Genomic DNA, 12,989 nt, shown 5'->3' with positions numbered 1-12,989 from the left:
CTTTCAGGGTTTTTAAGCAAGAGTGAAGCTTAATCTAAAATCTAAAATCTAAATTTAATATTGCTCCTTCTCGTTAGGGAAATCTTTAGACTTTACATCTTCTACATATTTGCCTATAGCAGTTGTCATACCTTCATAAAGGTTCATATAACGGCGCAGGAAACGAGGGCTAAACTCGTTATTCATGCCAAGCATATCGTGTATTACAAGTACCTGGCCATCAACTCCGCCACCGGCACCTATGCCTATTACGGGTATAGAAATGCTTTCGGCTACTTTTTGTGCCAGTTTAGCCGGTATTTTTTCTAATACTACGCCAAAACAACCTACACGTTCCAGCATTTTAGCATCTTCAATAAGTTTATCAGCTTCTTCTTCTTCTTTGGCACGAACGGTATATGAGCCAAATTTATAAATGCTTTGTGGTGTTAACCCCAGGTGTCCCATTACAGGTATACCGGCGTTAAGTATTTTTTTTATAGAATCTTTAATTTCGCTGCCGCCTTCCAGTTTTAAGGCGTGGGCACCACTTTCTTTCATTATCCTTATAGAAGAACGCAGCGCCTCTTTAGGATCTGACTGGTAGCTCCCAAAGGGAAGGTCTACCACAACAAGGGCACGATTAGTAGCACGCACTACAGATGATGCATGGTATATCATCTGGTCGAGCGTTATAGGCAACGTGGTTTCATGCCCCGCCATTACATTAGAGGCAGAATCGCCTACCAGTATTACATCTACACCGGCAGTATCTACAATTTTTGCCATTGTAAAATCGTAAGCTGTTAGCATAGAGATTTTTTCGCCGTGGGCTTTCATCTCAATTAACGATTTTGTAGTTACTCTTTTATAATCTTTTTTAGCGACTGACATATTCTTTGAAATTTTAGGCGGTAAATGTAGTAAATTGCATTAAGATTAGGTTGCAGGTTTTGGTTTAATTACCATGTTTATAATACCCGGCATTAACCAAACCTGTGGCACATTAAATAAAAAAGACATGAAAAAGCTATTTATTATTTCGATAATGCTTTGTGCACAAGGCATTTTTGCCCAGGAGGGCGAAATTAAAAAAACGATACAAACGTTTTTTGACGGTTTACAAACACGCGATACCGTAAAAATGCAATCGGTGAGTTATAAAAACCTGATATTGGAATCTGTTACAGAACACATGGGGGAGGGCAAACTCGATTTTGAAACAGCCGGCGAATATTACAAACAGGTAGCGCGCATACCGCAAAACCTGAAAATAGAGGAGAAGATACTGAGTTACAAAGTACAGGTAGATGGTACCCTGGCACATGTATGGGCGCCGTATGAATTTTATGCCAACGGAAAACTAAGCCATAAAGGTGTTAACTCTTTCCAGTTATTTAACGATCGTGGCAACTGGAAAATTATTTATATAATAGATACCCGCAGGGCGGCCGGTAAATAAAGCAAAAACCGCATTAACCAGTAGCCGGATGCATAGAGTATGCTTGCTGTTGTTAATGCGGTTTTTTTATACTTTTCAAAAAAATATTTTATTCTTCAGTATCCTCATCTTCGTCGTCACCTTCCGTATCTTCAAATTCGTCAAGAAGGAAATCTATTACCAGCTCTACGGCATCGCCATCATCGTTAAGGCCCCAGTAAGCAGGGTAGTAGCCGTCTCCCCAACCAGCGGCAAACATAAGTACATTATTATCTGAATCTTCGTTAACCTTATGGTCGTTCCAGTCGCCCAGTTCGCGCGAAAAATTATTTTTTCCTGAGTATTCTAAAAATTCTGCGGCAAGCACATCATCATAAAAATTACCATCAGGATTTGCCTCCTGCAGTTTTTCAATCTTCTTTGCAAATTGCTCATTGGTTTCAGCATCAAGAAATGATGCAAGACCAGACTCTACAGGGAAACCGTAAAATTCATCTTCGCCCAGGTCATCAAGTTCTTCCTGGGTCATATCATCAGTAAGTGCCAGTACCCATTTTGTGGGAGCCTCCGGCCTGAATTTTATTTTAGCATAAGCAATCCTGTTGTGCAGCTTGTCTATCTCTGCCATATAAATGTGAACAGGATATTTATCAGGCTCTACTGTACGTGCAAAGGGTCTTTGTTCTGCTGCAAAAAACGGGTCGGATGCAATGATCTGCCCTGTAGGCAGGTTTACATCTCCTATATGTATTTCTACCAGCTCCTGTTCCGCCATTTGGTCGGCAAGGTCATACGGTAGTTCAAAATCATTAAGATCGCTCATGATTGTTTATTTTTAAGGTTTGTTAAATTTACAGAAAAGCTTTTAGCCACAATATTGTTTTATAAAATCTTTAACCGCAATTTGTAAAAATAAAAAAGCCTTTCAGTAAAAACTGAAAGGCCCTGTTATCTTTGTATTATCTTAAAGCTTGTGCATGTTGTTAGCAAGCGTTTCTATAAACTTTGTTATTGGCCCTTTAATCATCATGGCCATCATGGCGTTAAACTCACCATCAAAATGCAGTTGTACCTCACTTAAGTCGGCACTAACCTCATTAATGTTACCGGTAAGGGTAAAAGGGAGCTTATCGCTGGCAGCACCAAGTATAAGTTTGTTGGGTGCCTGCTTTTCTTTCATTTTAAGCTTTATCTCAGGCATACCCTTTAAAGCAAAAATAAACGACTCTTCTCCGGTTACTTCAAACTTGGCAATATTATCCGGCATCAACTTTTCAAAGTTCTTAACATCGCTAAGCGCATCAAATATATATTGTGCAGGTTTTTTAACGGTAACCTTAGGGCTGTCTAAATTCATTTTTAAAGATTTATATGGCTAATTTAATTATTTCTTTTTGCCAAAAAGTTTTTCAATTTGCTTTTTGTTGAATTCTTTTGTAAAGCTCATAGGTGCGCCACTTGCTTTAGACGAAGTAGATTTAAAACTTACCGATCCTATTCCCATTGTTTTACTGTATGATATAAATATATACTGATCTTTGGTTTCTATCATTATAGATTCTTTAGGCTTAGTCTCAAAAGCGTCGATGGCCGTTTTGTAAAAATCTTCGAATGCATTATCTATATCTTCAAATGAAAAAGAAGCTCTCTGGTCTATGGTTTTGTACTGATAGTCCTTATAAGTAAAGGTGTAAGTATTTCCATTTTTAACACACTCCATTTCCACTCCCTGGGCAAATGGTTCTATTTTACCAATCACTTCACCTGATGATGCAGCCAATTCAGCTTTATCTACTTTTTTAATTTGTGCAAATGATGCTGTACTTAATGCTAATGCAAGGAATAAAATAATTTTTTTCATTGGTGTAATATTTAATTGTTGATATCGTGCGGCAATAATACTGTTAAATTTTAATATTACGAATTATTCTCAAATAATTTTATCAACAATTTTTATTCGAAAAATAAATAAATTATCGTTTACGGTTTACTCTTCCTGTAACCACGTAGATGGGCTTTTGCTCCATTCTTTTAGTGTTTCCTGTTCAGCTTCGGTAATATATTGTTTTGCAACAGCAAGTTCCAGCAAAGTATTGTAGTTGCCCAGTGTATGCAGGTTTACATTAGCTTTTTTAAAATTTTCTACAGATACGTCAAACCCATACGTAAATATGGCAACCATGCCTTTTACATTAGCGCCGGCCTCGCGTAATGCTTCAACAGCCATAAGGCTGCTGTTACCGGTACTTATAAGGTCTTCAACAACAACCACATTTTGCCCTTTTTGTAAAAAGCCCTCAATCTGGTTTTGGCGGCCATGCTTTTTAGGCTCAGGACGTACGTATACAAAGGGTAGTCCCATATATTCGGCTACCAGTATACCTATGCCTATGGCACCTGTGGCCACACCGGCAATAACATCTGGTTTACCAAATTCTTTTTCTATATATTTAGAAAATTCTTCCCTTATATAATTTCTTATAGGTGGAAATGAGAGAGTTATCCTGTTATCGCAATAAATAGGCGATTTCCATCCGGAAGCCCACGTAAAAGGATTTTTAGGATTTAATTTAATTGCGTTTATTTGTAAAAGCAATTCGGCTGTTTTTTTAGCGGTGTCTGTATTAAAAATCATATTGCAAATGTATAAAGTTTTTATAAACGATAAGCCTCTTTTTTTGACAAATACTGTTGAAAAAGAAACCGATTTCCAAATGTTTTTGTTGGAGACGGTTGATTTTGAGCAACTTATTATTAAGATGTTTAATAATAAGATTGATAAAGCTTTTTTATACCATCCTGATGAAAAACTTGCCCTTAAGATGTTAAAGGAAAAAATTCCTGTGGCAAAGGCCGGTGGCGGGCTTGTGTATAATAAGGACGGTAATGTGCTTTTTATATTCAGGAATGGTAAGTGGGACCTGCCTAAAGGGGGTGTTGAAAAGGGCGAGGAGATGGAAGATACTGCCATGCGCGAGGTAGAGGAAGAAACCGGCGTGAGCGGACTTAGAATTATAGATAAGCTGCAAAAAACCTACCATGTGTTTAAAAGACACGGGCAGTTTAAGCTTAAAGTTACGCATTGGTATGAAATGAAGACCAATTTTAGTGGTGTGCTTGAAGGCCAGGAAAACGAGGGCATTACTAAAGTAGCGTGGCTAAACCCGGAACAGATTAAGGAGGCACTTAAAAATTCTTACGAGAATATTAAGTTGCTCTTTGAAGAGCACAAAATCATGCAGGAAAAATAATAGTAGAGCAAACTATAAAATTCAACATTAAGAACAGTTTAACGTTACGTTCTTAATAATTAACAATTAAGGGTTGTAATTTTATATAAGCAAAGATATCTAACCGGTAAAACAATATCACTATAACGATATACTTTTAGAAGGGTTTTAAAGATAATTTGTGTTTGTTTTATTGGTTAATGGCCCCGGCTGCTTTTTATAAAGCAATCGGGGTTTTTTAATTTTCGGGGTTATAGTTTTTAAAAATGCCGTTTTTATAAAACACAACAATACGCTCTATATCTCCTGGTGCAATTATAATTTTCTCAATCATTTCATTCTGCTTTTTATTTTCAGTGGCTTGCTGCGGCACTTCGGTAGCTACCGAAAAAAGATCCTGTATAACCTCTACAGGCTCTGCTATAGGTTGGGCAGGAGCAGGGTCAGGCTGTACAACAGGTTGCGATATTATTTGCGCGGCACCTTCTTTTTTAGGAAAATCTCCTGTGCCGTTCAGCAACCAGTAGAGGTCTACATCCGGAAAACTCTCTGTAATTTTCATTACAAAATCAAGGCTCGGTTTATTACGGCCAGACATTAAGTGTGAAAGGCCGGAGCGTTGCACGCCAAGTTTATCGGCAAATACAGAGGCGGAAATAGAATAATAATCTAACAGAATTTCGAGCCGTTTTATAAAGTCATCTATGTTTAGCATTGTAAACTTATTTGTTATTACAAATGTAAACAATAAATTTGATGTAAACAAACATGTATTCTAAGACCGTAAAAGTATTAAATTAATAATACACATAGGTTTATTTAATATTCTGATTGTGTATATATTACATACAAATTAATAACGCTATTTAAATATTTTAATTGGTAAGCTAAACAATAGTTTACATTTGTAATATAATCGATGTTTATTTCTGTTTACAAATGTAAAAAGCACAATGTTTACTTTTGTAATTCAATAAACACACATGAATTTAGAGATAATTTACAATACACACAAAGCTGCGCAACTGGGCGGCCGTTATATTACTAATGCTCATATAGAGCCATTGCTCACTAAATTAAAATTAAATTTTAAAGTTGGTACACTTGGTACTTCTGCTCAGAATCGTTCAATATATGCTATAGAAGCAGGTACAGGAAACGTGCGGATATTTATATGGTCGCAAATGCACGGTAACGAATCTACAACTACAAAAGCAGTATTTGATTTTTTAAACTACCTGCAAAGTGAAGATGCTTTTGCAAAGGAGCTTTTAAGCTATTTTACTTTTTACATTTTACCAATAGTTAACCCTGATGGCGCTGTACTTTATACGCGCGCTAATGCAAACACTGTAGACCTTAACAGGGACTCGGTAAGCCTTACTCAGCCCGAAAGCAGGATATTAAGAAAAGCCTTTGAAGATTTTAAACCGGACTATTGTTATAACATGCACGACCAGCGCACCATATTTGGTGTAGGGGATACACCTAAGCCGGCTACGGTATCTTTTCTGGCGCCATCATATAATGAGGCGCGCGAAATAAATAATGTACGCCAAAAGGCCATAGATATTATTGTAGCAATGAATAACACACTGCAGGCTTATATACCGGGGCAGGTGGGCAGGTTTGACGATTCTTTTAATATAAATTGCATTGGCGATATGTTTCAGTCGCTTAACGTTCCTACCATACTTTTTGAGGCCGGACACTACGAAAAGGATTACGAAAGGGAGAAAACGAGAAAATTTATATTTTTTGCATTATTTTCAGGATTTAAATCAATTTACGAAAACGTTGTAGGTAATGCAAAAAACGATGATTATTTTAATATTCCTCAAAATAAGATTATATTTTATGATATCATATACAAAAAAGTTAAAATTAATTATGAAAATAAAGAAAAATTCACGAATTTTGCATCACAATATAAGGAAGAGTTAATTGATAATTCTGTAATATTTCAAGCTATTATTAGCGAAATAGGTAATCTGGAAGGTAAGTTTGGGCACGCAGAAATCGACTGTAACGGCGCAGAATTTACTGGATTAGATGGCTCTAAATTCCCTAAATTAGATGAAAAAGCAGATTTTCTTCTCGATAATAGCAGAAAATTTGTTAACGGACAGGAGGTTGAAGCAGCGTATTTCTTATAAATGTAAAATTTAACATTGTACAAGACATCGACCAGATACATAAACCTTAAAAACACACATTTATGAGCAAATTTCGTTTAGATGAAGTTGATCACCAAATATTAGACATGCTGATTGACAACACAAGGGTGCCGTTTACTGATATTGCAAAAAAACTTTTGATCTCTGCGGGTACTGTCCATGTTAGGGTTAAAAAAATGGAAGATGCAGGTATCATAATGGGTTCTTCGCTTACTCTTGATTATGAAAAACTTGGATATTCTTTTATAGCTTACGTGGGCGTTTTTCTTCATAATACATCTCAAACCAAGTTTGTATTAGAAAGGATAAACGAAATACCTTTTGTAACCGTTGCACACGTAACTACAGGTAAGTTTAACATCTTTTGTAAAATAAGGGCAAAAGATACAAAGCATGCTAAAGAAGTTATTTTTATGATTGATGATATTGAAGGTGTTTACAGGACAGAAACGATGATATCTCTTGAAGAAAGCATTAACGATAAGAAAAGGCTGATGCATACTATCTTTAAAGACTTGTAAGATTTTTTATCAAAATATTAAGACCCTCATGTTTTACACATGGGGGTTTTTTATTAAATTCAACAAAAAATATAATACATGTATCCTGCTACCAGAATAGAACGTTTTAATGAAGATGTTCAGCTTAAATACCAGCTTTTCAACAGTATATTTATAACACTGCCCTTTAGGGCTATAGATAATACGGGGGTGTTATTGCCGCTGTTTTCTGAAATTTGCGACGAGGGTTTTAAAAACGGCAAAAGCCCGGAAGGGATTTTTAATGAATTTGCCGATAAATACCTTACCGATGCTACCGAGAAGGAAAAGATTGACCTCATGTTTCGCTTTATACAGTATGTAGAGCGCCAGATAGTGCTGTTTGATGCTATAGAAGATGCTGCATTTAGCAACCTGAATAACCTGGAGGGTAGTGGCTCGCTGCGTGAAAGCCGCGAAAAGGCCGAAAGCCACGGGCAAATGCAGGAGCTTCGCGATTTTCTTGAAGATTTTAGTATTCGGCCCGTGCTTACCGCTCACCCCACTCAGTTCTATCCGGGTTCTGTACTGGGAATAATTACCGATTTAACACAGGCTATAAAAGACAACAGCCTGGGCGATGTAAAAACTTTACTTGCGCAGCTTGGCAAAACGCCTTTTATTAAAAAGGAAAAGCCAACGCCTTATGATGAGGCTATAAGCCTGTTATGGTATTTAGAAAATGTGTTTTATAAAGCAGCAGGCGATATAACATCGTACCTGCAGGATACTGTTTACAATGGAGAATTGCCTGCAAGCCCGGTAATTTCTTTTGGTTTCTGGCCGGGAGGCGACCGCGACGGTAACCCGTTTGTTACTACAGAGATTACCCTTAGCGTTGCCGACAAGCTGCGTACTACGATATTAAAATGTTACTACCAGGATGTTAAAGCGCTAAAGCGTAAACTTACATTTGACGGTGTGCATGATAAAATTGCCGACCTCGAAAATAAGCTGTACCGATCTGTATTTTATTCTAAAGGAGAGTTATTTATTACCCTTGATGAGTTAAAACAGACCCTTGCTGAAGTGAGGGAAATTATAATAGCCAAGCACCAGTCGTTGTATCTTGATGTTATAGATTGTACTATAAATAAAGTAAACCTTTTTGGGTTTTACTTTGCATCGCTGGATATAAGGCAGAACAGTAAGATACACAATACCGTTTTTGCCGATGTGCTTAAGCACATTGAGGCAGATAATAAAAGTGTTGCCGGCTATGCTGATTTAGAGGAGAAGGCAAAACTGGAAGTATTGGGCAATCTTAAAGCTTCTATTACTCCGGACCAGTTTGACGAGGAAGATACACGTAAAACATTAGAGTCTATACTTGCCATAAAAACCATACAGGACAATAATGGGGAGCGTGGCTGTAACCGTTATATAATAAGCAATAACGAGAGTGCCCGCAATGTGCTGGAGCTGCTTACCATGTTTAGCCTGCTTGGCTGGAAAAACCCTCCTGTAGATATTGTACCGCTTTTTGAAACTGTGGATGATCTTGAAGATGCAGGGCATGTTATGAAATTGCTGTATGAAAATGAGCGTTATGCAGCACACTTAAAGTCGCGCGGCAACCGCCAGACGATTATGCTTGGCTTTAGCGACGGCACTAAAGATGGTGGCTACCTTATGGCTAACTGGGGTATTTATAAGGCTAAGGAGAACCTTACTACAATGGCACGTGAGCACGATGTAAAAGTGGTGTTCTTTGATGGCCGTGGTGGACCTCCGGCAAGGGGGGGTGGTAAAACACATAAGTTTTATGCATCATTGGGGCCTAAAATAGAAAACAGGGAAATACAGGTTACAATACAAGGGCAAACCATAAGCTCTAATTTTGGCACACTCGATTCCTGCCGTTTTAACCTTGAAAACCTTTTAAGTGCCGGCGTTACTAATGGTGTGTTTAATAAAAACGACAAACCGTTTACTAATGGGCAGCATGCCTTACTGGAAGACCTGGGTAAAATAAGCTACGAAAAATATATGGCTTTTAAAGGGCACGATAAATTTTTACCCTACCTGGATAAAATGAGCACGCTTAACTATTATGCAAAAACTAATATAGGCAGCCGCCCATCTAAACGAAATACCGATAGTAAACTTGATTTTAATGATCTCCGTGCCATACCTTTTGTAGGATCATGGAGCCAGTTAAAACAAAATGTTCCCGGATTTTTTGGCCTTGGTACAGCACTTGCCGCTTATGAGAAAAAAGGGGAGTGGGATAAGGTGAGTGATCTGTATCATGATTCGTTATTCTTTAGGACACTATTGGAAAACAGTATGATGTCGCTTACTAAGTCATTCTTTCCTTTAACTGCTTATATGAAAGATGATCCTGAATTTGGCGAGTTCTGGGAGATTATTTACAACGAATTTTTAGAGACAGAACGCCTGCTTTTAAAAATATCAGGCTACAAAGAACTGATGGAAAATTATCCTGATGGCCGTGCCTCTATAAAAATACGTGAGCATATAGTTGTGCCATTACTTACCATTCAGCAATATGCGCTTAACAGTATAAGGCAGATTAAAAATGGAAAAAAAAACGATGCCCTGCTTGAAGTGTATGAAAAAATAGTAACCCGTTCGCTTTTTGGCAACATTAATGCTGCGCGGAATTCTGCTTAAAATATGAAAGTTACCGATTTACAGCCCAATGAATATGCGGCATATTACAGTACCTACCTGCAATTAGTAAGTGATGAATGTTCTCTTACAGAAGAGCTTGAGGTTAGCGTGCATAACTTTATCCGCTTTGTGCAGGATATCCCTATGGATAAATATGACTATCGTTATGCGGAGGGTAAATGGACCATAAAAGATATCATACAGCACCTTATAGATACCGAAAGGATATTTTCGTACAGGGCATTACGCTTTGCACGAAATGATAAAACAGAGTTACCGGGATTTGATGAAACACAATATGGGCTTGTAGCAAATGGCTCTGAAAGAAAGTTGCAGGAAATGCTTACCGAACTTGCTTTGGTACGCCAAAGTACGATTATGCTGTTTAAATCCTTCAGTAAAGATGATTTGCTTAAAACCGGGATAGCATCTGGCAATAGTGCTTCGGTAAGGGCTTTAGGGTTTATAATTATAGGCCATCAAAATCATCATATAAAAGTGTTTAAAGAACGCTATCTGTAATTTTATTAGCTTTAATTATGCAATCAGCCGCTACATCGCCACAGCAATATTTAGATGAATTGCCCGATGACAGAAAAACTGCAATGACAAAACTACGTGAAGTTATTGTGGAAAACCTGCCGCCGGGTTTTAGCGAGCGTATTACTTACGGTATGTTAGGGTGGGTGGTACCGCACGAAACGTATCCGGCAGGTTACCATTGCACGCCGGAATTGCCACTGCCATTTTTAAGTATAGCCAGCCAGAAGAATTTTATCGCATTGTACACCATGTCAATTTATGCAGATAAAAGCATTCATGACTGGTTTGTGGCTCAATACCCTAACTATGTAAAGACCAAGCTTGATATGGGCAAGGGCTGTGTACGTTTTAAAAATATAAATACAATTCCGTATGAGCTTATTGGGCAGTTAGTAAGCAAAATGACGTTACAGGAGTGGATAGATATATATGAGTCTAATTTAAAAACTAAGTAATTTTAGCAAGGCAAGTAGTACGTTAATTTCAACTTAAAAACGGTCCCGACCGTTTTTTTTAATTAATTTCGTTACCTTATTAAAGATTGATTATGAAAATCGCAATAGTATGTTACCCCACCTTTGGTGGTAGCGGCGTTGTTGCCACCGAATTAGGACTTGAACTGGCACGCCGCGGACATGAAATACATTTTATAACGTACAGGCAGCCTGTACGTTTGGCTACGCTAAACCCCAATATACATTACCACGAAGTACACGTACCGGAGTATCCGCTGTTTCATTACCAGCCTTACGAACTGGCACTAAGCAGCAAGCTGGTAGATATGGTAAAGCTGCATGGTATAGAGCTGCTGCACGTTCATTATGCCATACCCCACGCTTATGCGGGCTACATGGCCAAAAAAATGCTGAAAGAGCAGGGTATTAAAATACCAATGGTAACCACGCTTCACGGTACAGATATTACCCTTGTGGGCAACCATCCGTTCTATAAACCTGCAGTTAGTTTTAGTATTAACCACAGCGATGTGGTAACTTCTGTTTCTCAGGATCTTAAAGATGCAACGTACAGGTTGTTTGATATTAAACGTGAAATTTTTGTGATACCTAACTTTATTGAGGTAAGCCAGGATAAACTTGCCGGAAATCCATGCAAGCGTTCTATGATGGCACCCGATAACCAAAAGATAATTACACATATAAGTAACTTTAGGGAGGTAAAACGCATACCTGACGTAATTAAGATATTTAACGGGATACAGAAAAAAATACCTGCCCGTTTAATGATGGTAGGGGATGGCCCCGAAAAAGCCGCTGCCGAAAAACAGGTTGAAGATTTAGGCCTGTCAGATAAAGTGGTATTTTTTGGCAACAGCCATGAAATTAATGAGATACTTTGTTTTTCTGATTTGTTCCTTTTACCATCAGAAACCGAAAGTTTTGGCCTTGCAGCGTTGGAGGCTATGGCGGTAGGAGTACCGGTAATATCTACTAATGCCGGTGGGTTGCCCGAAGTAAACCGTGATGGATATTCGGGGTATATGGGTAATGTGGGAGACACAGATGATATGGCGGCAAAGGCTATATCAATATTATCAGACGAAGTAAAGCTTGCAGAATTTAAACAAAATGCACTTAAGGTGGCTCAGGAATTTGATATCCAAAAAGTAATTCCGTTATATGAGCAAATTTACCGCCGGGCATTAAAACAACAATTTGTATGAAAAAATTAATTACACTTAGTTTACTATTAGCATTTTTTGTGGCTTGTAAAACAGCCTCGCCAACTATAGGTGGCACAGGTACATTTGATATTTTAAAGCAGGAAACTAACGGTGGAAGGGAAAAAAAGGCAAATGTGTTTATAGACTCTCAGGATAAACTTAATGCGCTTTATGCCGAACTAAATATTAGCGATGTACCTACTATAGATTTTACAACGAGTAATGTGGTGGCTTTATTTATGGGCCAGAAAAATACAGGTGGCTACAGTATAAGTATTGGCAAAATTATATTAGATGGCGAAAGCGATACTGCAACTGTGCAAATTATTGAGAGTGAGCCCCAGGATATGGCTGCAATGATGCTAACAACACCCTACTGTATAGCCAAAATTTCAAAATCTAAAAAAGTAGCGTTTGAGCAAAGCCCTTACATAGCTTCAGAAAATTAAATGTATCAATTATTATAAATACAAAGAAGCCGTCTCAAAACTGAGGCGGTTTTTTTATGCATTTTTTTGGCAGAAAGTTTATTTTTTATTATATTCAAGTATTGATTATCAATATTTTAAGCGATGAAATTTAAGCCCTACAACCAGAACCAGTCGACTCTTTTCCCTCATTCGTTTGATGAATTAATACCTGCGCATCATCCGGTCCGGGTTATTAACTCCGTTGTAGAGAAAATAAATATCCAGCCGTTACTTGAAGCCTATAGTAAAGAAGGAAATCCTGGGTACCATCCCAAAATGCTTTTGAAGGTGA

General features: G+C 37.8%; 16 protein-coding genes. 10 read left to right on the top strand and 6 right to left on the bottom strand.

Annotated elements, in window-relative coordinates; translation table 11 throughout:
• Positions 1 to 54: 54 nt before the first annotated feature.
• Positions 55 to 873: a 3-methyl-2-oxobutanoate hydroxymethyltransferase gene (panB, locus tag F565_RS0114935; RefSeq protein WP_020214045.1), complete on the bottom strand. Its 819-nt coding sequence runs from the start codon at positions 871 to 873 to the stop codon at positions 55 to 57.
• A gap of 127 nt (positions 874 to 1,000) precedes the next feature.
• Here panB and F565_RS0114930 point away from each other — a divergent pair, with 127 nt between their 5' ends.
• On the top strand, positions 1,001 to 1,441 hold the full coding sequence (locus F565_RS0114930; protein ID WP_026300079.1) for a nuclear transport factor 2 family protein: 441 nt from the start codon (positions 1,001 to 1,003) through the stop codon (positions 1,439 to 1,441).
• Positions 1,442 to 1,529: 88 nt separating this feature from the next.
• Here the strand turns inward: F565_RS0114930 and F565_RS21725 are convergent, their stop codons facing one another.
• The 4 genes from F565_RS21725 to pyrE form a co-directional block, all read right to left on the bottom strand.
• Positions 1,530 to 2,243, bottom strand: a complete 714-nt coding sequence (locus tag F565_RS21725) for a DUF4241 domain-containing protein (RefSeq protein ID WP_020214043.1) — start codon at positions 2,241 to 2,243, stop codon at positions 1,530 to 1,532.
• A gap of 141 nt (positions 2,244 to 2,384) precedes the next feature.
• Complete coding sequence (locus F565_RS0114920) at positions 2,385 to 2,777, bottom strand: orotate phosphoribosyltransferase (RefSeq protein ID WP_020214042.1); 393 nt, start codon at positions 2,775 to 2,777, stop codon at positions 2,385 to 2,387.
• Positions 2,778 to 2,804: 27 nt separating this feature from the next.
• Positions 2,805 to 3,281, bottom strand: coding sequence for a hypothetical protein (locus F565_RS0114915; RefSeq protein ID WP_020214041.1), 477 nt, complete (start codon positions 3,279 to 3,281; stop codon positions 2,805 to 2,807).
• Between the two features lie 126 nt (positions 3,282 to 3,407).
• Positions 3,408 to 4,055 carry an orotate phosphoribosyltransferase gene (gene pyrE, locus F565_RS0114910; RefSeq protein WP_020214040.1) on the bottom strand — a complete coding sequence of 216 codons (648 nt, stop codon included), beginning with the start codon at positions 4,053 to 4,055 and terminating at the stop codon, positions 3,408 to 3,410.
• A 7-nt stretch (positions 4,056 to 4,062) separates the two neighbouring features.
• Here pyrE and F565_RS0114905 point away from each other — a divergent pair, with 7 nt between their 5' ends.
• Positions 4,063 to 4,671 (top strand): NUDIX hydrolase, encoded by a 609-nt coding sequence (locus tag F565_RS0114905; RefSeq protein ID WP_020214039.1) that lies wholly within the window; start codon positions 4,063 to 4,065, stop codon positions 4,669 to 4,671.
• 217 nt (positions 4,672 to 4,888) lie between these two features.
• Here the strand turns inward: F565_RS0114905 and F565_RS0114900 are convergent, their stop codons facing one another.
• Entirely contained in the window at positions 4,889 to 5,365 is a 477-nt protein-coding gene (locus tag F565_RS0114900; protein ID WP_026300078.1) for a helix-turn-helix domain-containing protein, read from the bottom strand.
• 268 nt (positions 5,366 to 5,633) lie between these two features.
• Here F565_RS0114900 and F565_RS0114895 point away from each other — a divergent pair, with 268 nt between their 5' ends.
• The 8 genes from F565_RS0114895 to F565_RS23110 form a co-directional block, all read left to right on the top strand.
• Entirely contained in the window at positions 5,634 to 6,806 is a 1,173-nt protein-coding gene (locus F565_RS0114895) for a M14 family metallopeptidase (RefSeq protein WP_020214037.1), read from the top strand.
• Between the two features lie 62 nt (positions 6,807 to 6,868).
• A complete protein-coding gene (locus F565_RS0114890; RefSeq protein ID WP_026300077.1) occupies positions 6,869 to 7,348 on the top strand; it encodes an Lrp/AsnC family transcriptional regulator in 480 nt (159 codons plus the stop codon).
• 78 nt (positions 7,349 to 7,426) lie between these two features.
• Entirely contained in the window at positions 7,427 to 10,003 is a 2,577-nt protein-coding gene (locus F565_RS0114885; protein ID WP_020214035.1) for a phosphoenolpyruvate carboxylase, read from the top strand.
• 3 nt (positions 10,004 to 10,006) lie between these two features.
• Positions 10,007 to 10,525, top strand: coding sequence for a DinB family protein (locus F565_RS0114880; protein ID WP_020214034.1), 519 nt, complete (start codon positions 10,007 to 10,009; stop codon positions 10,523 to 10,525).
• Positions 10,526 to 10,542: 17 nt separating this feature from the next.
• Positions 10,543 to 11,001 carry a DUF1801 domain-containing protein gene (locus tag F565_RS0114875; RefSeq protein WP_020214033.1) on the top strand — a complete coding sequence of 153 codons (459 nt, stop codon included), beginning with the start codon at positions 10,543 to 10,545 and terminating at the stop codon, positions 10,999 to 11,001.
• 92 nt (positions 11,002 to 11,093) lie between these two features.
• A complete protein-coding gene (gene bshA / locus F565_RS0114870) occupies positions 11,094 to 12,227 on the top strand; it encodes an N-acetyl-alpha-D-glucosaminyl L-malate synthase BshA (RefSeq protein WP_020214032.1) in 1,134 nt (377 codons plus the stop codon).
• Positions 12,224 to 12,676, top strand: coding sequence for a protease complex subunit PrcB family protein (locus F565_RS0114865; RefSeq protein ID WP_020214031.1), 453 nt, complete (start codon positions 12,224 to 12,226; stop codon positions 12,674 to 12,676). Before bshA ends, F565_RS0114865 begins: the two co-directional genes overlap by 4 nt.
• A gap of 123 nt (positions 12,677 to 12,799) precedes the next feature.
• Positions 12,800 to 12,989: transposase (locus F565_RS23110; protein ID WP_020213684.1), on the top strand; the 190-nt coding region annotated here is incomplete at its 3' end.

This window comes from Flavobacterium rivuli WB 3.3-2 = DSM 21788 (genome assembly GCF_000378485.1).
GTDB lineage: Bacteria > Bacteroidota > Bacteroidia > Flavobacteriales > Flavobacteriaceae > Flavobacterium > Flavobacterium rivuli.
The sequence above is the reverse complement of the archived record's forward strand: the minus strand, read 5'-3'. Positions and strand labels throughout refer to the sequence as shown.

Coding starts and splice junctions, on each gene's coding strand:
- panB (WP_020214045.1), bottom strand. CDS start 873: ATGTCAGTCGCTAAAAAAGATTATAAAAGAGTAACTACAAAATCGTTA.
- F565_RS0114930 (WP_026300079.1), top strand. CDS start 1,001: ATGAAAAAGCTATTTATTATTTCGATAATGCTTTGTGCACAAGGCATT.
- F565_RS21725 (WP_020214043.1), bottom strand. CDS start 2,243: ATGAGCGATCTTAATGATTTTGAACTACCGTATGACCTTGCCGACCAA.
- F565_RS0114920 (WP_020214042.1), bottom strand. CDS start 2,777: ATGAATTTAGACAGCCCTAAGGTTACCGTTAAAAAACCTGCACAATAT.
- F565_RS0114915 (WP_020214041.1), bottom strand. CDS start 3,281: ATGAAAAAAATTATTTTATTCCTTGCATTAGCATTAAGTACAGCATCA.
- pyrE (WP_020214040.1), bottom strand. CDS start 4,055: ATGATTTTTAATACAGACACCGCTAAAAAAACAGCCGAATTGCTTTTA.
- F565_RS0114905 (WP_020214039.1), top strand. CDS start 4,063: ATGTATAAAGTTTTTATAAACGATAAGCCTCTTTTTTTGACAAATACT.
- F565_RS0114900 (WP_026300078.1), bottom strand. CDS start 5,365: ATGCTAAACATAGATGACTTTATAAAACGGCTCGAAATTCTGTTAGAT.
- F565_RS0114895 (WP_020214037.1), top strand. CDS start 5,634: ATGAATTTAGAGATAATTTACAATACACACAAAGCTGCGCAACTGGGC.
- F565_RS0114890 (WP_026300077.1), top strand. CDS start 6,869: ATGAGCAAATTTCGTTTAGATGAAGTTGATCACCAAATATTAGACATG.
- F565_RS0114885 (WP_020214035.1), top strand. CDS start 7,427: ATGTATCCTGCTACCAGAATAGAACGTTTTAATGAAGATGTTCAGCTT.
- F565_RS0114880 (WP_020214034.1), top strand. CDS start 10,007: ATGAAAGTTACCGATTTACAGCCCAATGAATATGCGGCATATTACAGT.
- F565_RS0114875 (WP_020214033.1), top strand. CDS start 10,543: ATGCAATCAGCCGCTACATCGCCACAGCAATATTTAGATGAATTGCCC.
- bshA (WP_020214032.1), top strand. CDS start 11,094: ATGAAAATCGCAATAGTATGTTACCCCACCTTTGGTGGTAGCGGCGTT.
- F565_RS0114865 (WP_020214031.1), top strand. CDS start 12,224: ATGAAAAAATTAATTACACTTAGTTTACTATTAGCATTTTTTGTGGCT.